Here is a 22,452-nt window from a genome sequence, read left to right as displayed (position 1 = left end):
CCGGCGGCTCCGGCGGCTCCGGCGGCTCCGGCGGCTCCGGCGGCTCCGGCGGCTTCAACGACACCTGAGACACCAGCGGCCAAGCGACACCGGCAGGTTCCGTCGCCGACCAGTCGCCCGGCGCCGATGCCGACCCGGCTGGGCCCGGGGCGGAGGCCGGGGTCGCCGCAAGCGCAGACGCAGGGGGAGGAACAGACGCAACCTCGGTCACAGCACCAGGCGCACGCACAACCTCGGTCACACCCCCGGCCGCAGCCCCAGGCACATGCGCACCCTCGGTCACAGCCCCAGCCCCAGCCCCAGCAACAGGGGCTGGCGCAAACTCGGTCGCTGCCCCGGCCCCATCCCAAGCCCCAGCCCCGGGCACAGCCGTAGACGTAGCCGCAGCCGGTGCGCCCGCATCCCGACCCGTCTCCGGCGGCGCGTTCCCCGACTCGCGCCACTCCACGGCCCTTTCACCGAAGAGGAGTTCCGCCCGGCGGCGCAGCTCCTCCCCAGGCGCGGCCGGACGGCGACGAGCGTGACCGCGCTCGCCGGGACGGCTGTGTCCCCTGACGCGGCTGTCCTCGCCGGTGCGGCTGTCCCCGCCGCTGCCGTGGACCTTGCAGGTACTGCCGTCCCCACCGGTGCGACTGTCCCCACCGGTGCGACTGTCCCCGCCGGTGCTGCCGTCCCCGCCGCTGCCGTGGACCTTGCCCGCTCGGTTCAGCTCTCCGGCGTGCCGCGGTTCCCTGACACGGCGGTGGCGGGTGCGGCCGTCGGAGGTGGGGCCGCGGCCCGGTCCACTGGTCACGGTCGCGGTACGTGAACGAGGTCGAGATCGAAATCGAGGTGCCATGCGATGAGGATGGGGCATTCCACCCCGACGCGATGATCTTGGTGAATTCCCGTGGAACACCGCCCGGTTGTGGAGAACTCCATCACCCGCGGGGGTGAATCCGGGCCGCTCGCGGCGATCGACAGGCCGGCCGGGGCTGTGAGCTGTGTGTCAGCGAGGCGAGACGACCGCGCCCAGCAGGCCGGGCCCGGTGTGGGCCCCGATCACCGCTCCGACCTCGCTGACGTGCAGGTCGGCCAGGCCGGGGACGCGTACCCGCAGGCGGTCGGCGAGGGCCGCGGCACGCTCGGGGGCGGCGAGGTGGTGGATGGCGATGTCGACTTCCGCGTCGCCCGCACGCTCGGCGGCGATCTCCTCCAGGCGCGCGATCGCCCTGGACGCCGTCCGGACCTTTTCGAGCGGCTCGATCCGGCCGTCGTCCAGCTGGAGCAGGGGTTTGACGGCGAGCGCGGATCCCAGCAGGGCCTGCGCGGCACCGATTCGGCCGCCTCGGCGCAGGAAGTCGAGAGTGTCGACGTAGAAGTAGGCGGACGTGCCCGCGGCCCGCTTCTCGGCGGCCGTGACGGCCTCGTCGATCGTGCCGCCCGCCTCCGCGGCCTCGGCGGCGGAGAGCGCGCAGAAGCCGAGTGCCATGGCGACCATGCCCGTGTCCACCACCCGCACCGGCACGGGCGCCTCGCGTGCCGCGAGGACAGCGGCGTCGTAGGTGCCGGACAGTTCGGCGGACAGGTGGAGGGAGACGATGCCGGTCGCGCCGGACTCGGCGACCCTGCGGTAGGTCTCTGCGAACACCTGGGGGCTGGGGCGGGAGGTGGTGACCGGGCGCCGCTTCTGCAGCGCCTGCGCCAGGGAGCGGGTGGAGATCTCGGTGCCCTCTTCGAGGGCCTGGTCGCCGAGGACCACGGTCAGCGGGACCGCGGTGATGCCATGACGCTCCATCGTCCGGTGCGGCAGGTAGGCCGTTGAATCGGTGACGATCGCGACATGGCGGGACATGAGCTGGAGGTTACCTGCCGTAGCGCTCACACGGCAGCCCGGCCCCTGGCGTGCGGGCGTGGACGGCCCGCTCAGGTGGTGCTTTCGGGGCGGGGCTTCTTCTGCCACGGGTAGGCGGGGCGCCATGACGGCGGGGCGATCGCTTCGGGAGCGGGTCGCTCGGCCGCCCCGCCACCGGCCGTCCCCGACCGGGGCCGTTCCCCTGCCGGGCCGTCGGCGGGAGCGGACACGTCGGGCCACTCGGGGGGCGCCTGGTGGGGCTCGCTCCGCGTCCAGTGCCGCAGCGCACCCGCTTCGATGTCGATCTGGGCGCTCAGTCCGTCCAGGTCGTCGTCCGCGAAGCGGCGGGCCCGGTCGCGCGCGGCCCAGCGCAGGGAGTCGGCGGACGTGGTGATGCGCTCGGTGCGGCTGCGCAGTTCGGGCAGCCGGGCGGCGAGCGTGGCCCGGTCCGGCTCGGACTCCAGGCGCTTGAGGGTGTCGTCCAGCTCGTGACCGTGCACACTGAGCCGCTCGAAGAGACCGAGGGACTCCTTCAGCGACTCGTCCTCCCGCACCCCCGCGCGCAGCGCGTCCTGCGTGGCGCGCATGGAGGTGCGCAGCGCCAGCCGCAGCTGGGCGATCTCGCCGGCCGGCCCGAACTGGGCGAAGGACTTGGCGCGCAGGGTGTGGTCCTCGACCGTGCGGCGGGCCTGCGCGACGGTGCGGTCCACACCGCGCTTGGCGGCGCCGACCGCCTTGACCGTCGCGTAGGCACCCAGGCCGATGAGGACGAGGAAGAGCAGGGCGAACACGGTCAGCACTACTTCCACGACGCTCCTCCTCCGGCCTTACGGCACAAGCCGCTGTCCTCTCCACGGTAAACGCAGCGGGCAGGCCCGGAGTTCCGGAAAGGACCCCGAACCTGCCCGTAGGGGACTACCCCGACCCCGAGGAACGACTCAGCCGCAGGCAGTCCTCACGCAGGGGCAGTGCTCACCCGCTGCTCACGCAGGGGCAGTGCTCACCCGGTGCTCACGCAGAGAGAGTGCTCTCCCAGTCCTCACGCAGGGACAGTGCTCACCCAGTCCCCACGCAGGGACAGCGCTCACCCGAGACAGCGCTCACGCCGGGACGATGTTCACCAGCTTCGGTGCCCGCACGATCACCTTGCGGACGCCCGCGCCGCCCAGCGCCGCGACGACCTTCTCGTCGGCCAGCGCCACCTTCTCCAGCTCCTCCTCGGAGATCGCGGGCGGCACCTCCAGCCGGGCCTTGACCTTGCCCTTGATCTGCACGACGCAGGTCACGGTCTCGTCGACGACGTAGGCCGGGTCGGCGACCGGGAAGTCCCGGTGGACGACCGAGTCGGTGTGGCCCAGCCTGCGCCACAGTTCCTCGGCGATGTGCGGGGCCAGCGGGGCGACCATCAGCACCAGCGGCTCGGCCACGGTCCGCGGCAGCGCCCCGCCGGCCTTCGTCAGGTGGTTGTTCAGCTCGGTGACCTTGGCGATGGCGGTGTTGAAGCGCAGGCCGTCCAGGTCCTGGCGCACACCGTCGATCGCCTTGTGCAGGGCGCGCAGGGTCTCCTCGTCCGCCTCGGAGTCGGTGACGGTGACCTCACCGGTGTTCTCGTCGACGATGTTGCGCCACAGCCGCTGCAGCAGCCGGAACTGGCCGACCACCGCGCGCGTGTCCCACGGCCGGGAGACGTCCAGCGGGCCCATCGCCATCTCGTACAGGCGCAGCGTGTCGGCACCGTACTCGGCGGCGATCTCGTCCGGAGTCACCGCGTTCTTCAGGGACTTGCCCATCTTGCCCAGCAGGCGGCTGACCTTCTCGCCCTCGTGGTAGTAGGCGCCGTCGCGCTCCTCCACCTCGGCGGCCGGCACCGCGATGCCCCGGCTGTCGCGGTAGACGTAGGCCTGGATCATGCCCTGGTTGAACAGCTTGTGGAACGGCTCGGCGGAGGAGACGTGCCCCAGGTCGAACAGGACCTTGGACCAGAAGCGCGCGTACAGCAGGTGGAGCACGGCGTGCTCGGCGCCGCCGACGTACAGGTCGACACCGCCGTGCGGCTGTCCCGCGCGCGGGCCCATCCAGTACCGCTCGATCTCCGGGTCGACCAGCTGGCGGTCGTTGTGCGGGTCCAGGTAGCGGAACTCGTACCAGCAGGAGCCGGCCCAGTTGGGCATGGTGTTGGTCTCGCGGCGGTACTTCTTGGGGCCGTCGCCCAGGTCCAGGGTGACGTCGACCCATTCCTCGTTGCGCGACAGCGGCGTCTCGGGCCGGGTGTCGGCGTCGTCCGGGTCGAAGGTGCGGGGGCTGTAGTCCTCGACCTCGGGCAGCTCCAGCGGCAGCATCGACTCGGGCAGCGCGTGGGCGACGCCGTCCTCGTCGTAGACGATCGGGAAGGGCTCGCCCCAGTAGCGCTGGCGGCTGAACAGCCAGTCGCGCAGCCGGAAGTTGACGGTGCCCTCGCCGATGCCCCGCTCGGCCAGCCACTCGGTGATGCGCGCCTTGGCCTCGGTCACGCCCAGGCCGTTCAGGCGGACGTCGTCGCTGTCGGAGTTGACGATCTTCGCGTCGTAGGCGACGAAGGCGTCGTCCCAGGTGGAAGGGTCGGTGCCGCGGCCGTCGGTCGGCTCGACCACGCAGCGGATCGGCAGCTCGAAGGCGCGCGCGAAGGCGAAGTCGCGGGTGTCGTGACCCGGGACCGCCATGATCGCGCCGGTGCCGTAGCCCATCAGGACGTAGTCGGCGATGAAGACGGGGACCGGCTCGCCGTTGACCGGGTTGGTCGCGAACGCGCCGGTGAAGACGCCGGTCTTGTCCTTGGCCTCGGCCTGCCGCTCGACGTCGGACTTCGAGGCGGCCTGGGCGCGGTAGGCGGAGACGGCCTCGGCGGGGGTGGCGTGACCGCCGGTCCACACCTGGTGCGTGCCCTCGGGCCACGCCTCGGGGGTGAACTTCTCGACCAGCGGGTGCTCGGGCGCCAGCACCATGTAGGTGGCACCGAACAGGGTGTCCGGGCGGGTGGTGAAGATCGTGATGCGCTCGCCGTCGATGGGGAAGTCGACGCGGGCGCCCTCGCTGCGGCCGATCCAGTTGCGCTGCTGCAGCTTGATGGCCTCGGGCCAGTCCAGCCCTTCCAGGTCCTCCAGCAGGCGGTCGGCGTAGGCGGTGATGCGCATGTTCCACTGGCGCAGCTTGGACTTGAAGACCGGGTAGTTGCCGCGCTCGGACCGGCCGTCGGCGGTGACCTCCTCGTTGGCCAGCACGGTACCCAGGCCGGGGCACCAGTTGACGGGCGCTTCGGAGGCGTAGGCCAGGCGGTACTCGCCCAGGACGTCGGCGCGCTCACGGGCGCTCAGCTCGCTCCACGCGCGCGTGGTGCCCGGAACGGCGCGCTCACCGGACTCGAAGCGGGCGATCAGCTCGGCGATCGGACGGGCCCGCTTCGCGTCCTCGTCGTACCAGGAGTTGAAGATCTGCAGGAAGATCCACTGGGTCCACTTGTAGTACTCCGGGTCGATCGTGGCGAACGACCGGCGCTTGTCGTGTCCCAGGCCCAGCCGGCGCAGCTGGGACTTCATGTTCTCGATGTTGGCCTCGGTCGACACGCGCGGGTGGGTGCCGGTCTGCACCGCGTACTGCTCGGCGGGCAGGCCGAAGGCGTCGAAGCCGAGGGTGTGCAGGACGTTGTGGCCGGTCATGCGCTGGAACCGGGCGTAGACGTCGGTGGCGATGTAGCCCAGCGGGTGGCCGACGTGCAGGCCGGCCCCGGAGGGGTACGGAAACATGTCCATGATGAACTTCTTGGGCCTGGCGACCAGCTCGGGGTCGCCCGCCAGGTCGCCCTTGGGGTTCGGCGCCGCGTAGGTGCCGTCGGCGTCCCAGAAGTCCTGCCAGCGTGCCTCGATGTCGGCCGCCATGGCGGCCGTGTAGCGGTGCGGGGCGGCCTCCGCCGACGTAGCAGCGGCGGCGGCCGGGTTCGTCTCGCTCATGATCCTCAAAGCTCCATCGATCGTCTCTGCCTGCGGAAATGAAAAAGCCCCTCGCACAGGAGGGGACGCCGCGCCGATGCCGACCTCACGGCTGTGCCGGGTCGGTACTGATCAGCGCGGCCCGCTAAGCAGAAGGCGTACGGCACGCATGGCGCTAGGGTACCGCAGCCCTTGAGCAGGCCGCGACGCGCTTCAGTCCTCGGGCAGGCCGCGACGCGCTTCAGTCCTCGGGCAGGCTGCGACGCGCTTCCGTCCCTGAGCAGGCCACGACCCGCTTCCGTCCTTGAGCTGGCCACGACGCGCTTCCAACCTTGAGCAAGCCGCGACGCGTCTCCGTATCCCTGATGGACATGTCATGAAGCCCGCCCGGAACTGAACAAAGGTCAGCAATTACTTCGCGTACCGTCCCCTAAGGGACGCCCCGACAATCAGATTGTGCGTTGATAACAACGCAATAACGCAAACCTTCGTACTGATCGGTATGACGCCACTTAGAGTGCGGCAGCGGGACCGCTTTCCCGGAACTGCTCGGAGTGCCCCCATGAACCCTCGTCGTAAGACCAGCTCGCTCCCCAAACCGGGCCGCTCGGCCTATGGGGTGGCGTCCGCTGTCGTCCTGCTGCTCATACCCGTGGCCGTGCTGGTCGGAGGCAGCCAGTTCCGCGAGTTCCTGAACTTCGGCGCGGGCGTGCTGTCCCTCGTCTCGCTGAGCTGCTCGGTGATCTGGGGCCTGTTCGCCCAGGACCGGATCTTCCTGAACACACGCCAGCGGATCGTCGGCCAGGCGGTGCACCGGACGACCGCGGTCGCCTCGATCGCGTTCCTGCTGCTGCACATCACCACGAAGGTCGCGCTCGGCCACACCCGGCTGATCGCCGCGGTCATCCCGTTCTCGCTCGGTGTCACCGGGATCGCCGGCCTGATCGGCCTGGGCTCGCTCGCCGGCCTGCTGATGGTCTTCGTGGGCGTCACCGGCGCCCTGCGCAGCAACTTCGCCACCCCGGCACCGGTCGCCGCCCGCTGGCGGGCCATGCACATGCTGGCGTACCCGGCCTGGTGCGCGGCACTGATCCACGGCCTCTACGCGGGTCGATCGGCCAAGCCGGTCTTCGTGATCCTCTACAGCCTGTCCCTGCTCGGTGTGATGGGCGCCCTGGCGCTGCGTGCCGCGCCGCGCCCGGTCAAGCGCAGGGTCGCCGACCGGCTGGTGGCCCTGTTCGGCAGCTCGGAGCGGGCCGGGCTCGACGAGCTGGACGCGAGCCGCTCCAGGAGGGCCGAGCCGGCGCCGGCCGGCGCCGGCGGCCGGCGGGAGCCGAGGCCGTCCTTCGCCGACACGGCCGCCTCCCCGTTCTACCGGGCCCCGGCAGCCCCGGCCGACGAGCCCGCTTCCGGCTTCGCGGCGGCCTACCGGGCGGTGTCGACGCCGGGCCGCCCGCAGCAGTCCTTCGCGGCGGACCGGACGGCCCGCATGGACCTGCCGACGGACCTGCGGCCCACGGAGCCCGTCCCGCGCGTGGACGGCCCCTCCAGCACCTCGGGGACCTGGCCGGTCCCGTCCCCGCCGCCGGTCGGCGAGGCGCCGCCGTCCGTGTACGACCCGCTCCAGGACACCGGATACACCATCCCCGTCTACGGCAATCCGGGCGCCGCCGCGTACGGCGGAAGTGACGTGTACGACACCCGTGAGACAAACGGCCTCCACGGCACGTACAACCCGGGTGACACGTTCAACAGCGGTCCCGCCACCGAGACTCTGCCCGGCGCCTCCTACCAGACGCCGGGTTCGGGCGAACCCTGGAACACGCCTTCCGGAGGCTTTTAAGTGAACGAGGCCCTGCCCGACGTCCCCGAGGTCCGCGTGGTCGGACTTCCCCAGCTCACGTCGGGCTTCGACCTTGTGGAGCGGCTCGACCTGCCCATGCACCTGAAGGTGCACGGGCCGCTCGACCCGCTGGGCGGCGAACAGCTCGCCCAGCTCGCCGAGGCGATCAACCTCAAGGGCCGCGGCGGCGCCGGCTTCCCCTTCCACAAAAAGCTGCGCTCGGTCGCCGAGTCGGCGATCAAGCGTGGGGTGCGGCCGGTCGTCGTGGTCAACGGCAGCGAGGACGAACCCGCCTGCCGCAAGGACACGGTCCTGATCAACCGTGCCCCGCACCTCATCCTGGACGGCGCGCTGCTGTGCGCCGAGGCGCTCGGCGCGCGCACCCTCGTCATCGGCGTCACCCGGGAGTCCACCCAGCGTTCCATGGAGGCCGCGCTCGCCGAGCGGGGGCTGAGCAACAGCCGCAGATCGGCACTGCGCGCGTGGGTGCAGCGCAATCCGGTGCGCATGGTCACCGGCGCCGCCGCCTCCCTGGTCCGCTCGATCGACGGCGGCCCGGCGATCCCGCCCGGCCGCAAGATCAGCGCCTCGCAGAACGGCGTCGGCGGCGCGCCCACGCTGCTGTCGAACGCCGAGACGTTCGCGCAGCTGGCCATCGCCGCCCGCATCGGCCCGGAGCGCTACGGCAACACGGGCCTGTACGACGAACCGGGCACCGTGATGCTCACCGTGTCCGGCGCGGTCGCCCGCCCGATGGTGATCGAGGCCCCCACGGGGGTGCCCCTGCGCTACGTGCTGCAGCTCGCGGGCGCCCCGCCGGTGCCGCAGGGCGTGCTGACCGGCGGCTACCACGGCAAGTGGATCGACGCGGCGACCGTCGACGAGGCGGTCGTCTCCCGCAACTCGCTCGACGCGGTGGGCGGTTCGCTGGGCGCCGGGGCGATCCTGCCCATCAGCCAGGAGACCTGCCCGCTGGGTGAGTCGCTGCGGGTGGCGCAGTGGCTGGCCGAGGAGAGCGCGGGCCAGTGCGGACCCTGTTACCTCGGACTGCCCGCCGCCGCGCGCGGGCTGGAGGACATCCTCAACGGCGGCGGACCCGCCGCCCTGGAGGCGCTGAAGCAGGTCGCGAAGAACGTCAAGCGGCGCGGTGCCTGTTCGCACCCGGACGGCTCGGCGATGTTCCTGGAGTCGACCATCAAGGCGTTCACGGACGACCTGGCCGCACACGTCCTCGGGAACGGCTGCGGACGGCCCGTACAGGGCGTCCTGCCGCTCTTCGAGGGGGGCAGGGCCCCCACGGGCGTTCCGGGCGGCGGGGAGCCGGAGGAGAGCGGCGGCAGCCGCCAGAAGATCTACGTCGACTGGACCCTCTGCCGGGGCCACGGGCTGTGCGCGGACATCCTGCCGGAGGTGTTCGAGCTCGGCGCCGACGGCTTCCCGACCGTCGCCCAGGCGCAGGTGCCGCGCTACGCGGAGGCGAAGGCGCTGCGCGCGGTGCGCCGCTGCCCCGCGCTCGCCCTGCGCATCGAGGAGGACACGCGCGGACAGGCGCCGGCCCGCAACCTTCCGGTCCTCTCCCAGGGGCGCGGCCGGCGCGCGCTCGGCCGCTGAACCGCACGAAAGGGCGGGTCACCCGAACCGGGTGACCCGCCCTCGCCTTTCCCCCGTGACCGCTTCCACAACACGCCGAAAGCGGACCACCTGTCCGGTGATCCGCTTTCGATTTCTGTGGAGCTAAGGAGAATTGAACTCCTGACCTCCTGCATGCCATGCAGGCGCTCTACCAACTGAGCTATAGCCCCTTGTTTTGTTGTCCCGCCCGGTTCCCCCGGCGACGACGTAAACATTACAGGCCCGGTGGCGTAGCACCAAATCGGTTTCTGCTTCGCGCCGATACGGCCGCTAATGTCGGCTTCATGACCATGATCGCGTCGCCCGCAGTCCCCCGCCGGGCCACGGTCGCCCTGGGGGTGTGCCTCGTGTCGTTCGCGGCGTTCTGGGCGGCTCAGCGGGCCGCGCACGTGTCGATGATCGACCTGGCCGTCTACCGGGCCGAGGGTGCCGCGGTGGGCGCCGGTGACGACCTGTACGCCCTGCGCGCGACGGCCGCGCACCTGCCCACCACCTATCCGCCGTTCGCGGCCCTGCTGTTCACCCCGCTGCCCCTGCTGGACGCCGCGCACCTGCGCACGCTGGCCACGGCCGGGAATCTCGCGCTGCTGGTGATGTTCGTACGGCTGTCGCTGAAACTCGTCGGCCACGCGCGCGTGGAGACCGTCTGCTGGGTGGCGGCGCCGGCCGTGTGGTGCGAGCCGGTGTGGACGACCCTGCGCTACGGCCAGATCAACCTGCTGCTGGCCGTCCTGGTGCTGTGGGACCTCACCCGCCGCCCGGCCGGCGGGCCGGACCGCTGGACGGGGGTGGGTCTCGGACTGGCCACGGCGGTCAAGCTGACGCCCGCGCTGTTCCTGGTCCTTCTGCTCGCCACAGGGGCCGTGGACCGCCTGCGGGGCGGAGGCGGTCAGCCATGGCTGCGGCACGCGCGCGGGGCGGCCGTCGCGTTCGCCGGGGCGACGGTGCTGGCGACGGGCGTCCTGCCGTACGACTCCTGGCGCTTCTGGTCGGACATGGTGTTCCGCGCGAGCCGGGTCGGCCATGCGGAGGACACCGCCAACCAGGCCCTGCGCGGCGTCCTGGCCCGCCTTCTGCACACACCGGACCCGGGAGCCCTCTGGGCGGCCTGTGCGGCCGTGGTGGCCGTCCTGGGCCTCGCGGTGGCCGTGCGGGCGGAGTTGCGGGGGCGGCGGCCCTGGGCGGTGTGCGCCTGCGCCGTCACCGCCCTGCTGGTCAGTCCGGTGTCGTGGACCCATCACTGGGTGTGGTGCGTGCCGCTGGTGCTGCTGCTGTGGACGCGCGGACACCGGACGGCCGCCCTGGGCGCCCTGCTGGTCTTCTGCTCGTACGCCCCCTGGTGGGTTCCGCACGGCACGGGCCGGCCGGAACTGCACCTGGCGGACCGGGAGTTGTTGCTGTCGGCCGTCTACGGAGGAGTCGGTGCGCTCTTCCTGGTGCTGGCCCGGACATCGTTGCCGGGGCCCGGCGCGGACGGGGTCCGCGTCAAGCCGTGACGAACTGGTAGAACCGCTTGAGCGTGCAGTGCTCCTCGAGGAGCCGGCCGTAGATCGGCTCGCCCTCCAGTTCCCGGTACGTCTCGATGGGGTCGCCTTTTATGATCAGCGCCCGCGCGCATTCCTCGCACCAGTACTGGTAGTCGGGGTTGACCGGCTCCATGTCGCGGACGATGGGCGTTCCGCTCCCGCACCAGTCGCACTTCCGCCTGTGTGCACCCATTGATCAGCTCCAGCTGTGGCCGCAGGCCGTGCACACGTAGGAGATCCCGCCGTTGTCGCCGAGGACTTGCGCCACATGCGCGGAACCGCAGGAAGGGCAGCTCAGCCGGGTGGTCGTGTCCCGTATCAACGCCGCACCGAGGAGGTGGCCGACCTCCTCGAGGATGCTCGCAGGCATCGCTACTCCCTCCCGTCGGGCCGCGCCCCCTTCCGGCCGTTTGATTCTGCCACGACCGGACCAACACGGTCAGCGACGCCTCAGTACCGGTCCGGACACGGGCTGCCACCGCGGCCGTTCCCGCCGGCACCGGGCGCACCGCGAGAACACCTCGCCGACGTATACGGCCGCGGGGCGCCGGACGCTCAAGGCGGCCCCGGAACGGTGTGGCGAAGGGCACGCGGGCCGAGAACCCGTGCCCGACGGGCGCGGGAGGCGAGAACTTCGTCGGCCGCCGAAAGCAGAAGATCCCGCCCCCAGAGGGGACGGGATCCTCATCACCGATCTTCGACGTCTCGACGGAGAGTCGATCAGTGGAGCTAAGGAGAATTGAACTCCTGACCTCCTGCATGCCATGCAGGCGCTCTACCAACTGAGCTATAGCCCCGGGCGCCACGCGGCGGACCGCGTGTCCTGTGTCGCCCCGCTCGGCGGGGCGAACAAGAAGAACTTTAGCCTGTGACCTGCCGGAAAGTGAAATCCGGGCCGCGCGGCCGCGGAGGCGGTCAGTCGTCGTCGCCGAGGACGGGCTCCGGGAGGGTGCCCGCGTTGTGCTCCAGCAGGCGCCAGCCGCGGGCGCCCTCGCCGAGCACGGACCAGCAGCAGTTGGAGAGGCCGCCGAGGCTCTCCCAGTGCCGGGAGTCCAGGCCGAGGAGCCGGCCGATGGTGGTGCGGATGGTGCCGCCGTGGCTGACGACGACGAGGGTGCCGTCCTCGGGCAGCTTCTCGGCGTGCCGCAGCACGACGGGGGCGGCGCGGTCGGCGACCTCGGTCTCCAGTTCGCCGCCACCGCGTCGGACGGCGTCACCGCGCTTCCAGGCGGTGTACTCCTCGCCGTGGCGGGCGATGATCTCCTCGTGCGTCAGGCCCTGCCAGACGCCCGCGTAGGTCTCGCGCAGGGCCTCGTCGCGGGTGACGTCGAGGCCGGTCAGCTCGGCCAGCTCGGCGGCCGTGTCCGCGGCCCGCCGCAGGTCCGAGGCGATGATCGCGTCCGGCCGCAGCGAGGCGAGCAGCCGGGCCGCGCGGCGTGCCTGGCCGACGCCCGTCTCGGTCAGCTCGACGTCCGTGGTGCCCTGGAAGCGGCGCTCGACGTTCCACAGGGTCTGGCCGTGCCGCCACAGGATGATGCGGCGGCCCCGGCCCCTGCGGTCGGACACCTCGCCGGTGGCGCTCATCACCACTCCCCGTCCGGCTCCTGGTCGGCCTCGTCGGCCTGCAGCTGGGCGTGCTCCTCGGCCTTGCCGCGGGTGGCCTTGGCGTCGGCGGGCAGCTCCAGCTCGGGGCAGTCCTTCCACAGCCGCTCCAGGGCGTAGAAGACGCGCTCCTCGCTGTGCTGGACGTGGACGACGATGTCGACGTAGTCGAGCAGCACCCAGCGGGCCTCGCGGTCGCCCTCGCGGCGGACCGGCTTGGCGCCGAGTTCCTTCTGCAGGCGCTCCTCGATCTCGTCGACGATGGCCTTGACCTGGCGGTCGTTCGGGGCGGACGCCAGGAGGAAGGCGTCCGTGATCGACAGCACGTCGCTCACGTCGTAGGCGATCACGTCGTGGGCGAGCTTGTCGGCGGCCGCCTGGGCGGCGGTGTTGATGAGTTCAAGGGAACGGTCGGTGGCGGTCACTACATGGCTTTCCGTCGGCGGGCTTTTGACCTCAAGGGTCTCACGGACCGCCCGCCGCACCCCACGTGATTACGGCATCACGCGGGGTGCCCCGGCCGCGCGCCCCGCCGAGGGCGGCCGGGGGGTCAGGACGCGGGCGGCTTGTAGTCGCCTCCGAGGACCACCGAGACGTCGGCGCCGGAGGAGACGCCGCCCTTGGTCACGGAGCCGGCGGGCAGGCCGAGGGTCTTGGCGACCTCGGCGGCGTCGGCCTGATGGGCGGCGTCCGCGTAGAGCACCTGCGAGGTGGCCCGGGTGCCGGCGGCGCTGCCGCCCTCCAGGAAGGTGAAGCCGCCGTTGAGGAGGACCACGCGGGCCTTGTCCGTGTCGTCCTTCACGCCCGTGGCGTTCTGGACGGAGACCCGGACCGCGGAACCCGCGCCGGGGCTCTTGGCGGTGCCGCCGAGGATGTCCTTCACCACGCTGTCGCTGGTCTGCGCGCTCAGCGTGCCGTCGGGCTGCACGGGCAGCAGGGCGGTCTTGTAGGCGCCGCCCTTGGCGAGTTCGGCGAGCTTGGCGAGGAAGGCGCCGAGGTCCTTGTCGGTGAGCGGCGGGTCCAGGATCTGGGCGAGGGTCTGCACGGTGGTGGTCGCGGACGACGGATCGGAGGACACCTTGCGCAGCACGCCCTGCATGACCTGGCCGAACCGCTGCAACTGGGCGTTCTCGGACTCGCCGGCGGCGCGGTAGGTGGCGTAGGCGACGGCCATCTTGCCGCTGAGGGTCTGGCCACGGCCCTTGTGGACGAGCGGCGCCGTGCCCTTCTTCTTGGCGTCCGGGTCGGGCACGTCGGTGTCGGGGTCGATCTCGATGTTGCCGACGAGGTCGACGAGGTTCTGCAGATAGGGGGTGTCCAGCCGCCAGGTGCCCTGGATGCTGGTGCCGAGCACGGTGTCGAGCTGGTCGCGGGTGCCGGAGGTGCCGTCGTCGTCCACGGACTTGGCGAGGGTGGTGGCGGAGCCGTCGTCCCCGGTCAGCGCCAGGGAGTTGGGCAGCAGGACCGTGGTGCCCTGTCTGGTGGTGGTGTTGTCGACCAGCAGCGCCGTGGAGGTGCCGCCCTTGGCGGTGTTGTGCAGGTGGACGACGAGCACGTCGCGTTTCTGGGCGGCCGCGGGCGTGGTGGTGCCGGGCCTGCCGTCGGAGGAGGACAGGCCGGGCAGCTTGCCGGCGAACCAGAGGTAGCCGACACCGCCGGCCGCGACGAGGGCGAGGACGACGACGAGGGCGACGAGGCGGCTGCGGGCGCGGCGGCGGGCCTCCTCGCGGCGTTCGGTGCGGTTCTCGGTGAACTTCAGCCAGTCGATGACGTCCTCGGAGTCACCGTCGGGCTCCTCGACGAAGGCGAACTGCTCGGTGCGGTAGTCCGGTTCGTCCGGCGCGGTGGGGTGGCCACGGTCGTCCGGCCCGGTCCGGCGGTCCGGCTCGCCCGGTGCCCGCGCGGGCTCCTGCGGGGCCCGCGCGCCCTCGGCGGGGCCGGACTGCTGGGGGATGTAGGCGGTCTGCTCGGCGACCCGGGGCTGCTGACCGCTGCTCGCCGTCTGCCCGTAGGGGTCGTGGCCGGGGGCACCCTGGGTGCCGGGGGTCCCGGTGGCGTACGGGTCGTAGGGGGCCCCGGAGCCGTAGGGGTCGTAGGCCGGCTGCTGCTCGTAGGAGGACGGCTGCGGCTCGTAGGAGGACGGCTCCTGCTGCCGGCCGGTGGCGTACGGGTCGTAGCCGTAGCCCTGCTGCTGGGCGTACGGGTCGTAGGCCGGCTGCGGGAACTGCGGGTCCTGCTGTGCCGGGGAAGCCTGCTGTGCCGGGACCTGCCGGTACATGGGCCGGCCGTACTCGTCGTAGCCGACGAGTTCGTACGGGCCTTCTCCGTACCCCGCGTCGTATCGGTCGTTCACCGGTGCCCCTCTCGGCTCACTCGCCGCGGTACAGCTCGCGCTTGTCGATGTAGCGCACGACTCCGTCCGGCACCATGTACCAGATGGGGTCACCCTTGGCGACTCTCGCACGGCAGTCCGTGGAGGAGATGGCGAGCGCCGGCACCTCGACGAGCGAGACGCCGCCTTCCGGCAGGCCCTGGTCGGTGAGCTGGTGGCCGGGGCGGGTGACGCCGATGAAGTGCGCGAGGGAGAAGAGTTCCGCCGAGTCGCGCCAGGTCAGCAGCTGGGCGAGGGCGTCGGCACCGGTGATGAAGAAGAGGTCGGTGTCGGGGTTGAGGGCCCGCAGGTCGCGCAGGGTGTCGACGGTGTAGGTGGGGCCGCCGCGGTCGATGTCGATGCGGCTGACGGAGAACTGCGGGTTCTCGGCGGTCGCGATGACCGTCATGAGATAGCGGTCCTCGGCCGGGGAGACGTTGCGGTGGGACTTCTGCCACGGCTGGCCGGTGGGGACGAACACCACCTCGTCCAGCTGGAACTGCGCGGCGACCTCGCTGGCCGCCACCAGGTGCCCGTGGTGGATCGGGTCGAAGGTTCCGCCCATGACGCCCAGGCGCCGCTTTCCCGTGTGGACGGGACCGTTGCCCGGACCGTACTGCGGGTGCTTCACCGTGTCGTCGGCCGTCTCGTGCGCCGGACCGGTAGGCATGTCCTGCTCTCCCATGCGTGCAGACCCTACCGGCCCGGTCTCGTGCCTCCGGCCGGGGACGGGGTCCCTGCTCAGCGGTCGCGGTTGAAGCGGGTGGTGATCCACAGCAGCAGGAGCAGGATGATCAGCGCGCCGCCGCCGGTGACGGCCGGGTTCAGGCTGTTGTGGTTTCCGCCGTGCGGTTCGCCCTCGGCGGCGAGGGTGACCAACTGGGCTGCGGCGTCGTGGAAGCTCATCTTCGGCAGGACCTAACGCGTGTGGGCGGAATAAAGATGTCGACCCATCGTAAGCGGGCGGGCCGGTGGCGATCACGCCGACTCCGCCGTCGGGGCCCGGGGGCTCCGGCGGGACGCCCGCGACAGGGTGGTCCGGGGCCGGACGGCGGGGAACTTTCGCCGCTCGTCAGTCGTCCTTCCGCTTGTAGCCGCGCAGCAGGAACCAGGCGGTCAGCGCACAGCCGAGGACCATCACGACGAGGACGACGCGGAGCAGATTGCCCGTCCCGTGCTGCTGGACGGCGCTCGTGGCGGCCTCGGTCAGCCAGGCGGCTGCGGGGTGGTGCTCCATGGCGTGGACTCCTTCGGGTGTACTGCCTGCCACGGTATCTCCGCCTAGGCTGGGCCCCGCCTCGGGGGCACAGTGGGCACTCAGACGCACATGGGGGAAGACATGTCCGACGACGGCCACCAGCGGACGGGGCACGAGCGCGTGCCGAGCAGGCAGCGCAGGCGCTTCCCGGGGATCTCCTCGCGGGCGTACGAACACCCGGCGGACCGCTCGGCCCTGGTCGCGCTGCGCAAGCTGAGCGGGTTCGACACCGTCTTCAAGGCGCTCAGCGGGCTGCTGCCGGAGCGGAGTCTGCGGCTGCTGTTCCTGTCCGACTCGGTGCGGGTCTCCGAGCGGCAGTTCACGCACCTGCACGACATGCTGCTGGACGCCTGTTACATCCTGGACCTGGAGAAGGTCCCGCCGATGTACGTGACGCAGGACCCGCAGCCGAACGCGATGTGCATCGGCCTGGACGAGCCGATCATCGTGGTCAGCACCGGGCTGGTGGAGCTGCTCGACGAGGAGGAGATGCGGGCCGTCGTCGGCCACGAGGTGGGGCACGCCCTGTCCGGCCACTCGGTGTACCGCACGGTCCTGCTGTTCCTGACGAGCCTGGCCCTGAAGGTGGCCTGGATCCCGCTGGGCAATCTCGCGGTCATGGCGATCGTCACGGCGCTGCGCGAGTGGTTCCGCAAGTCGGAGCTGTCGGCCGACCGGGCCGGTCTGCTCGTGGGCCAGGACGTCCGGGCCTCGATGCGGGGCCTGATGAAGATCGCGGGCGGCAACCACCTGCACGAGATGAACGTGGACGCGTTCCTGGAGCAGGCCGAGGAGTACGAGTCGGGTGGCGACCTGCGCGATTCCGTGCTGAAGATCCTGAACGTGCTGCCCCGCTCGCACCCGTTCACCACCGTGCGGGCCGCCGAGCTGAAGAAGTGGGCGGAGTCGCGGGACTACCAGCGGCTCATGGACGGCCACTACCCGCGCCGCGAGGAGGACAAGGACACCTCCGTCAGCGACTCCTTCCGCGAGTCGGCGTCCAGCTACGCGAGCGATGTGAAGGGGTCCAAGGACCCGCTGATGAAGCTGGTCTCGGATCTCGCGGGCGGCGCGGGCGACCTGGGCGGCCGGGTCCGGCGGGGCTTCGACGGCTTCCGCAGCCCCCCGCCGGCCAGGGGGGACGACGTGCCCGGCGGGGACGAGGGGGACGCCGCTCCCGGCCGGGACGAGAGGTAGGCGCCGGGCGCCCGCCCGGTCCCCGCCCGCTCGCCGCTCAGACGGTCGGCTGCGCCTTGGCGGACAGGGTTCCGCACAGGGCCGTGGTGCCGTCCTGGTCGTAGGGATCGCTGCCCGCCGGGCCGCCCGGCATGGCCGTCCGGCCGGCGAGGAGGGGCCGGAAGTAGGCCGAGGAGTCCTCGGCGCAGGCGAGGGGGCCCGCCTGCACGGAGGACGTGACCAGCCGGAGCTGGCGGGTGCGCAGGTCGTCGCCGTCGAAGCGGAAGGCCAGCTCGCGGCGGACCGTGAACAGTGAGGCGGGGGCGCCGGCGGCGGCGCCGGCGGGGCGCAGGGCGTAGACGAAGACGTGGTCGGCGGTCACCTCCAGCGTCGCCGGGTCGGTCTCGACGGCCCGCAGGCTGCCCGAGACCCGGATGCCGTCGTCGGCGAGCCGGGCGCGGGCGGGGTCGATCCGGACCACCCAGCCGGTGGGCGCGTGCCGGCCGTCGGCGGCCGGATGGTCGAAGCTCTGGTCGAACTGGGCGAGCTGCTCCGAGTCGACCAGGGCCCTGGCGGCGCTCGCCTCCCGGCCCGCGAGCACCTCGGGGTAGAGCGAGGAGCGGACGAGGTAGTCCTTGACGATGGTGAGGGCGGCCACCACCTGGCTGTCGGAGAAGTGGGCCGTGCTGCGCGAGGCCGGCAGCGGTATGCCCTTGGCGCCGACCGCGTACGAGGCGGCGGGGCTGTGCCGGTAGAGGCTGTCCGTGTCGGCCGCACCGGGCACCCTGCCCTGCGGGGCGAGCGGGATGACCGTCATGCGCAGGGGCTCGGCGGACCGACGGCCCTGCGGGGTGCTGTAGGGGTGGCGGACGCCCATGTAGAGCGCGGTGCCGAACGCCACGGCGATCAGGACGACGAGGATCAGTGCCTGCCGGGTGAGCCCGCGGTGCAGGTGCGGGCGGCGGCGTACGGCGGGCGCGTGGTCGGCCATCCGCTCCTGGGCGGAGAACTCCTGGAGGCGGGCAGCGCGGACGAACGACTCGTCGAAGACGACGGATCGGTATTCGTCCTCAGCACCGCCGGGGCCGCCCTCGGGTGTCCCCTCCGGTGGGTCTCCAGGCCCGCCCATACTTTCAGAGTAGGTCTCGCGGGCCCCGGGTAAACGCCCCGCCGCACGACAAGTTCTGACAGGTTCTCACCAAGCGCGGGCGGGGTGCTCAGGGGGAGCGGGGGATGGCCGAGGCGGCGGGCCGGGGGTGCTCGGCGGAGGCGGCGGGGGCGGACACGGAGTCCTGCTCCAGGCCGGTCGAGGCGGGGGCGGGAACCCGGTCGCGGGTGTCCGAGGAGCTTCCCCGGTAGACGGCGGCGAAGGCCAGGGCGACCATGCCGATGCCCATCACGACGGCGAGGATCCAGGCCACGGGACGGTGCCAGCGGACCTGCTTGCCGTAGGGGCTGTCGTCCAGGACGTAGGGGTCGTCCAGCTCGTCATGGTCGTGATCTTGGCCGAATGCGGCACCCTCGGGGCCGTAGCCGTCGTCGTAGCGTTCCCCGCGGGCGTGTGCGCGGCGGGCCTCCGCCTCGGACGCCTCGGCTCTGGCCTGGGCGGCGGCCAGGAGGCGTTCCACGGCGGTCGGCTCATGGACGGTGGCCGCCCGGACGAACGCCTCGTCGAAGACCACGGAGGCGAACTCTTCGTCCGGCACCCCGTGGTCGTGGTCGTCGTCGGGCTCCCAGCCGTCAGGGAACGGCGTGCCCCCCACGTCCTCCGGCACGGGTCCAGAGTAGACCTGGGGGGTCGGTTTGGGCAGGCGGTAGGGAAATTCGTCTGCCTGGTGAGACGTCTTTCGGCCGTGCCCCCGCGCCGGATACCGGGACAGGGGCGGGCAGGGCCGAACGGGTGAATCTCAGCGGCGGACGTGTCCGTCGCCGGTGACGATGTACTTCGTGCTGGTCAGCTCCGGCAGACCCATCGGACCGCGGGCGTGGAGCTTCTGGGTGGAGATGCCGATCTCCGCGCCGAAGCCGAACTGGCCGCCGTCGGTGAAGCGGGTGGAGGCGTTCACGGCGACGGTGGTGGAGTCGACCAGCTGGGTGAAGCGGCGGGCCGCCTGCTGGGAGGTGGTGACGATGGCCTCGGTGTGGCCGGAGGTCCACAGCCGGATGTGCTCGACGGCCCGGTCCAGGGAGTCGACGACGGCGGCGGCGATGTCGTAGGAGAGGTACTCCGCCTCCCAGTCCTCGGCGGTGGCCTCGACCACGGTGGCCTTGGAGTCCTTGGCGTAGGCCATGACGCGCTCGTCGGCGTGGACGGTGACGCCGGCCTCGGCGAGGGCGTCCAGGGCGCGGGGCAGGAACTCGGGGGCGATGTCCTGGTGGACGAGGAGCGTCTCGGCGGCGTTGCAGACGCTGACCCGCTGGGCCTTGGAGTTGATCAGGATCTCGACGGCCGTGTCGATGTCGGCCTGGGCGTCGACGTAGACGTGGCAGTTGCCGGTGCCGGTCTCGATCACGGGGACCGTGGACTCGTTGACGACGGTCCGGATCAGGGACGCGCCGCCGCGCGGGATGAGGACGTCGACGAGACCGCGGGCGCGCATCAGCTCGCGGACGGAGTCGCGGCTCTCGCCGGGCACGAGCTGGACGGCGTCGGCGGGCAGCCCGGCGCCGCCGACGGCGTCGCGGATCACCCGGACGAGGGCGGTGTTGGACTCGTAGGCGGAGGCGGAACCGCGCAGCAGGACCGCGTTGCCGGACTTCAGGCACAGGGCGGCGGCGTCGACGGTGACGTTCGGGCGGGCCTCGTAGATGATGCCGACGACCCCGAGCGGGACGCGGACCTGACGCAGGTCGATGCCGTTGGGGAGGGTGGAGCCGCGGACGACCTCGCCGACCGGGTCGGGCAGCTTCGCGACGTCACGGACGTCGGCGGCGATGGCGCGGACCCGCTCGGGGGTGAGGGTCAGCCGGTCGACGATGGCCTCGCTGGTGCCGTTCTCCCGGGCCTTGGCCACGTCCTTGGCGTTGGCCTCGACGATCTCGGCGGTCCGGACCTCCAGGGCGTCGGCGACGGCGAGCAGCGCGTCGTCCTTCACGGCGCGCGGGAGCGGCGCGAGGTCGGCGGCGGCTGCCTTGGCCCGGTAGGCGGCCTGGGTGACCGGGGACATCGAGTCGTACGGCGAGAGCGTGGTCATGAGGGAAGGGTAGTGCGCGAGGCGTCACGCTTCAGCGGTCGTCCCACACCCCGAGACACCGCAAAAGGGGAGAAGTCGCCGGCTCTCCCCCGGCCCGCCCGGTCAGAACGGGTGCACTCCCACCGGGGTCGCCGGCGGGGGGCCGTACCCCTCGGCGATGCGCTGGTGGTAGGTCTCGCGGTCGATGACCTCCAGGCCGACGATCTCCCAGGCGGGCAGGCCGGCGGTCTGCCGGTGCTCGCCCCACAGACGGAGCGCCACGGCGGCGGCGTCGTGCAGGTCGCGGGCCTCTTCCCAGTACCGGATCTCCGCGTGGTCGGGAGCGTATCTGCTGGTCAGCAGGAAGGGATGGTCGTGGGCGAGCTGTTCAAGGGCCCGCCGCAGCTCGGGCAGGGCGACCTTCTCCCCGGAGACGCTCAGGGTGACGTGCCACAGCCTGGGCAGGTCCTTGGGCTCCTCGTAGGTGTCCCCGGCCGCGACGCTCGTCAGAGCACCACGGGACGCCGTCCCAGGGCGCACTCGTCTCACGACGGCCTCCTTCACGCTTGGCTCGCAAGGCCCGCATGGCTCGCTCGGCCCCTTGACGGAACGTGTCCTTTCAACATGTCCCCGAGACAAAGTTGAGCAGGCCGCAGGGCTCCGCGTGGTGGTTTTACGGAACGTCCCCCACCGGGGGCGTTCCTTACGTCCTGCTTTACGAGCGGTTTTGCGAGAGTCAGACGTGCAGGAGCACCAGGTCGTCCCTGTGTACGACCTCGCGTTCGTAGCCGGGGCCCAGCTCACGCGCCAGCTCCCGGGTCGAGCGCCCGATCAGCCGGGGGATCTCGCGGGAGTCGAAGTTGACGAGCCCCCGGGCCACCGCACGGCCCTGCGCGTCCCGCAGTTCGACGGGGTCGCCGGCGCTGAACTCGCCCTCGACGGCGGCGATTCCGGCCGGCAGCAGCGAGGTGCGCCGCTGGACGACCGCGTCCACCGCGCCGTCGTCCAGTACGAGGGCGCCCTGGGGGGTGGAGGCGTGCTGGAGCCAGAGGAGCCGGTCGGCGGAGCGCTTCCCGGTGGGGTGGAAGTAGGTGCCGGTGTCACCGCCGGCCAGGGCCTCGGCCGCGTGGACGGCGCTGGTCAGCACGACGGGGATGCCCGCGGCGGCGGCGATGCGGGCGGCCTCCACCTTGGTGACCATGCCGCCGGTGCCCACGCCCGCCTTGCCGGCGCTGCCGATCTCGATGCCGTCGAGGTCCTCCGGGCCCTTCACCTCCGCTATCCGGGAGGTGCCCGGCCTGCTGGGGTCGCCGTCGTAGACGCCGTCGACGTCGGAGAGGAGGACCAGCAGGTCGGCGTGGACGAGGTGGGCGACGAGCGCGGCGAGGCGGTCGTTGTCGCCGAAGCGGATCTCGTCGGTGGCGACGGTGTCGTTCTCGTTGACGATCGGGAAGGCGCCCATCGCGAGCAGCTTGTCGAGGGTCCGGGAGGCGTTGCGGTGGTGGGCGCGGCGGCTCATGTCGTCGCTGGTGAGCAGGACTTGGCCGACGCGGACGCCGTGACGGGCGAAGGAGGCCGTGTAGCGGGCGACGAGCAGGCCCTGGCCGACGCTGGCGGCGGCCTGCTGGCGCGCGAGGTCCTTGGGCCGGCGGCGCAGGCCCAGCGGGGCGAGGCCGGCGGCGATGGCGCCGGAGGAGACGAGGACGATCTCCCGCTCTCCCCCGCTGCGGATCTTCGCCAGGACGTCGACCAGCGCGTCGACGCGGTCGGCGTCCAGGCCGCCCGTGGCGGTGGTCAGGGAGGAGGAGCCCACCTTGACGACGATCCTGCGGGCCTCGCCCACGGCCTGCCTTGCCCTTGCCACCTTGCCTGCCGCCCTCACTCGGTCCGCTGCGCCGCTCGGAAATCTACGGGAAACGGACCTCCCGCCGCACCTCGGTTCCAGCCCCCGGACACCGCCGGGGCCACTCGGGAGGAGGCCGCCGGTAAGCGGTCGTGCGGCGCGGCGCGGCTGTGCGGGCCCGGCGGCTGTGCGGGGGCCCGCGGCTGCGCGGGGGCCCGGTAGCTGTGCGACG

At 72.1% G+C, this 22,452-nt stretch carries 20 protein-coding genes and 2 tRNA genes; 4 read left to right on the top strand and 18 right to left on the bottom strand.

Features of this window, described 5'->3' with window-relative positions; genetic code table 11:
* Positions 1 to 988: 988 nt before the first annotated feature.
* From GT045_RS05350 to leuS, 3 genes are all read right to left on the bottom strand, one after another.
* Positions 989 to 1,834 carry a DegV family protein gene (locus GT045_RS05350; protein ID WP_161289664.1) on the bottom strand — a complete coding sequence of 282 codons (846 nt, stop codon included), beginning with the start codon at positions 1,832 to 1,834 and terminating at the stop codon, positions 989 to 991.
* A gap of 71 nt (positions 1,835 to 1,905) precedes the next feature.
* Positions 1,906 to 2,643 carry a hypothetical protein gene (locus GT045_RS05345; RefSeq protein ID WP_161289666.1) on the bottom strand — a complete coding sequence of 246 codons (738 nt, stop codon included), beginning with the start codon at positions 2,641 to 2,643 and terminating at the stop codon, positions 1,906 to 1,908.
* Positions 2,644 to 2,934: 291 nt separating this feature from the next.
* On the bottom strand, positions 2,935 to 5,817 hold the full coding sequence (gene leuS, locus GT045_RS05340) for a leucine--tRNA ligase (RefSeq protein ID WP_161333431.1): 2,883 nt from the start codon (positions 5,815 to 5,817) through the stop codon (positions 2,935 to 2,937).
* 541 nt (positions 5,818 to 6,358) lie between these two features.
* Between leuS and GT045_RS05335 the strand changes: the two genes are divergently transcribed.
* Both GT045_RS05335 and GT045_RS05330 read left to right on the top strand, forming a co-directional pair.
* Complete coding sequence (locus GT045_RS05335; protein WP_202527208.1) at positions 6,359 to 7,639, top strand: cytochrome b/b6 domain-containing protein; 1,281 nt, start codon at positions 6,359 to 6,361, stop codon at positions 7,637 to 7,639.
* Positions 7,640 to 9,250: an NADH-quinone oxidoreductase subunit NuoF family protein gene (locus tag GT045_RS05330; protein ID WP_161333430.1), complete on the top strand. Its 1,611-nt coding sequence runs from the start codon at positions 7,640 to 7,642 to the stop codon at positions 9,248 to 9,250. It abuts the gene before it with no gap.
* A gap of 118 nt (positions 9,251 to 9,368) precedes the next feature.
* Here the strand turns inward: GT045_RS05330 and GT045_RS05325 are convergent.
* Positions 9,369 to 9,441: transfer RNA gene (locus GT045_RS05325), tRNA-Ala, on the bottom strand.
* Between the two features lie 114 nt (positions 9,442 to 9,555).
* Here GT045_RS05325 and GT045_RS05320 point away from each other — a divergent pair.
* Positions 9,556 to 10,767, top strand: a complete 1,212-nt coding sequence (locus tag GT045_RS05320; protein ID WP_161333429.1) for a glycosyltransferase 87 family protein — start codon at positions 9,556 to 9,558, stop codon at positions 10,765 to 10,767.
* Here GT045_RS05320 and GT045_RS05315 read toward each other — a convergent pair.
* From GT045_RS05315 to GT045_RS38750, 9 genes are all read right to left on the bottom strand, one after another.
* The gene (locus GT045_RS05315) at positions 10,757 to 10,990 is read right to left on the bottom strand and encodes a hypothetical protein (RefSeq protein WP_161298305.1); all 234 of its coding nucleotides are present in this window, start codon (positions 10,988 to 10,990) and stop codon (positions 10,757 to 10,759) included. The two genes, GT045_RS05320 and GT045_RS05315, sit on opposite strands and share 11 nt — an antisense overlap.
* Positions 10,991 to 10,993: 3 nt before the next feature.
* Positions 10,994 to 11,167 (bottom strand): hypothetical protein, encoded by a 174-nt coding sequence (locus tag GT045_RS38760; protein ID WP_014672673.1) that lies wholly within the window; start codon positions 11,165 to 11,167, stop codon positions 10,994 to 10,996.
* 354 nt (positions 11,168 to 11,521) lie between these two features.
* Positions 11,522 to 11,594: transfer RNA gene (locus GT045_RS05310), tRNA-Ala, on the bottom strand.
* Between the two features lie 118 nt (positions 11,595 to 11,712).
* Positions 11,713 to 12,381: a histidine phosphatase family protein gene (locus GT045_RS05305; protein ID WP_161293045.1), complete on the bottom strand. Its 669-nt coding sequence runs from the start codon at positions 12,379 to 12,381 to the stop codon at positions 11,713 to 11,715.
* Positions 12,381 to 12,824: a ribosome silencing factor gene (gene rsfS / locus GT045_RS05300; protein WP_161293047.1), complete on the bottom strand. Its 444-nt coding sequence runs from the start codon at positions 12,822 to 12,824 to the stop codon at positions 12,381 to 12,383. Before rsfS ends, GT045_RS05305 begins: the two co-directional genes overlap by 1 nt.
* A gap of 125 nt (positions 12,825 to 12,949) precedes the next feature.
* Positions 12,950 to 14,752 carry an LCP family protein gene (locus GT045_RS05295; RefSeq protein WP_161333428.1) on the bottom strand — a complete coding sequence of 601 codons (1,803 nt, stop codon included), beginning with the start codon at positions 14,750 to 14,752 and terminating at the stop codon, positions 12,950 to 12,952.
* 16 nt (positions 14,753 to 14,768) lie between these two features.
* Positions 14,769 to 15,455, bottom strand: a complete 687-nt coding sequence (nadD, locus tag GT045_RS05290) for a nicotinate-nucleotide adenylyltransferase (RefSeq protein WP_202515866.1) — start codon at positions 15,453 to 15,455, stop codon at positions 14,769 to 14,771.
* A 56-nt stretch (positions 15,456 to 15,511) separates the two neighbouring features.
* Positions 15,512 to 15,676, bottom strand: a complete 165-nt coding sequence (locus GT045_RS38755) for a hypothetical protein (RefSeq protein ID WP_202515867.1) — start codon at positions 15,674 to 15,676, stop codon at positions 15,512 to 15,514.
* A 166-nt stretch (positions 15,677 to 15,842) separates the two neighbouring features.
* Positions 15,843 to 16,007: a hypothetical protein gene (locus tag GT045_RS38750; protein WP_202515868.1), complete on the bottom strand. Its 165-nt coding sequence runs from the start codon at positions 16,005 to 16,007 to the stop codon at positions 15,843 to 15,845.
* A 102-nt stretch (positions 16,008 to 16,109) separates the two neighbouring features.
* Here GT045_RS38750 and GT045_RS05285 point away from each other — a divergent pair, with 102 nt between their 5' ends.
* On the top strand, positions 16,110 to 17,225 hold the full coding sequence (locus GT045_RS05285; RefSeq protein ID WP_161333427.1) for a M48 family metallopeptidase: 1,116 nt from the start codon (positions 16,110 to 16,112) through the stop codon (positions 17,223 to 17,225).
* Positions 17,226 to 17,262: 37 nt separating this feature from the next.
* Here GT045_RS05285 and GT045_RS05280 read toward each other — a convergent pair whose 3' ends face one another.
* The 5 genes from GT045_RS05280 to proB all read right to left on the bottom strand — a co-directional run bounded on the left by GT045_RS05280 (position 17,263) and on the right by proB (position 22,220).
* Positions 17,263 to 18,333, bottom strand: a complete 1,071-nt coding sequence (locus tag GT045_RS05280) for a hypothetical protein (RefSeq protein ID WP_161293055.1) — start codon at positions 18,331 to 18,333, stop codon at positions 17,263 to 17,265.
* Between the two features lie 88 nt (positions 18,334 to 18,421).
* Positions 18,422 to 18,979, bottom strand: coding sequence for a hypothetical protein (locus GT045_RS05275; RefSeq protein WP_161333426.1), 558 nt, complete (start codon positions 18,977 to 18,979; stop codon positions 18,422 to 18,424).
* A 132-nt stretch (positions 18,980 to 19,111) separates the two neighbouring features.
* Positions 19,112 to 20,398, bottom strand: coding sequence for a glutamate-5-semialdehyde dehydrogenase (locus GT045_RS05270; protein WP_161333425.1), 1,287 nt, complete (start codon positions 20,396 to 20,398; stop codon positions 19,112 to 19,114).
* A gap of 102 nt (positions 20,399 to 20,500) precedes the next feature.
* On the bottom strand, positions 20,501 to 20,926 hold the full coding sequence (locus GT045_RS05265; RefSeq protein WP_161293080.1) for a hypothetical protein: 426 nt from the start codon (positions 20,924 to 20,926) through the stop codon (positions 20,501 to 20,503).
* Between the two features lie 187 nt (positions 20,927 to 21,113).
* Positions 21,114 to 22,220, bottom strand: coding sequence for a glutamate 5-kinase (gene proB / locus GT045_RS05260; RefSeq protein ID WP_161293083.1), 1,107 nt, complete (start codon positions 22,218 to 22,220; stop codon positions 21,114 to 21,116).
* Positions 22,221 to 22,452: the final 232 nt, after the last annotated feature.

This window comes from Streptomyces sp. SID486, assembly GCF_009865385.1.
Classification (GTDB): Bacteria; Actinomycetota; Actinomycetes; order Streptomycetales; family Streptomycetaceae; genus Streptomyces.
Note: the sequence above shows the minus strand (reverse complement) of the source record. Positions and strands in the feature narration are given on the sequence as shown.

Bases quoted from the DNA above. Each gene is read 5' to 3' on its own strand.
- GT045_RS05350 (WP_161289664.1), bottom strand. From the start codon at position 1,834: ATGTCCCGCCATGTCGCGATCGTCACCGATTCAACGGCCTACCTGCCG.
- leuS (WP_161333431.1), bottom strand. From the start codon at position 5,817: ATGAGCGAGACGAACCCGGCCGCCGCCGCTGCTACGTCGGCGGAGGCC.
- GT045_RS05335 (WP_202527208.1), top strand. From the start codon at position 6,359: ATGAACCCTCGTCGTAAGACCAGCTCGCTCCCCAAACCGGGCCGCTCG.
- GT045_RS05320 (WP_161333429.1), top strand. From the start codon at position 9,556: ATGACCATGATCGCGTCGCCCGCAGTCCCCCGCCGGGCCACGGTCGCC.
- GT045_RS05315 (WP_161298305.1), bottom strand. From the start codon at position 10,990: ATGGGTGCACACAGGCGGAAGTGCGACTGGTGCGGGAGCGGAACGCCC.
- GT045_RS38760 (WP_014672673.1), bottom strand. From the start codon at position 11,167: ATGCCTGCGAGCATCCTCGAGGAGGTCGGCCACCTCCTCGGTGCGGCG.
- GT045_RS05305 (WP_161293045.1), bottom strand. From the start codon at position 12,381: ATGAGCGCCACCGGCGAGGTGTCCGACCGCAGGGGCCGGGGCCGCCGC.
- nadD (WP_202515866.1), bottom strand. From the start codon at position 15,455: ATGGGAGAGCAGGACATGCCTACCGGTCCGGCGCACGAGACGGCCGAC.
- GT045_RS38755 (WP_202515867.1), bottom strand. From the start codon at position 15,676: ATGAGCTTCCACGACGCCGCAGCCCAGTTGGTCACCCTCGCCGCCGAG.
- GT045_RS38750 (WP_202515868.1), bottom strand. From the start codon at position 16,007: ATGGAGCACCACCCCGCAGCCGCCTGGCTGACCGAGGCCGCCACGAGC.
- GT045_RS05285 (WP_161333427.1), top strand. From the start codon at position 16,110: ATGTCCGACGACGGCCACCAGCGGACGGGGCACGAGCGCGTGCCGAGC.
- GT045_RS05280 (WP_161293055.1), bottom strand. From the start codon at position 18,333: ATGGGCGGGCCTGGAGACCCACCGGAGGGGACACCCGAGGGCGGCCCC.
- GT045_RS05270 (WP_161333425.1), bottom strand. From the start codon at position 20,398: ATGACCACGCTCTCGCCGTACGACTCGATGTCCCCGGTCACCCAGGCC.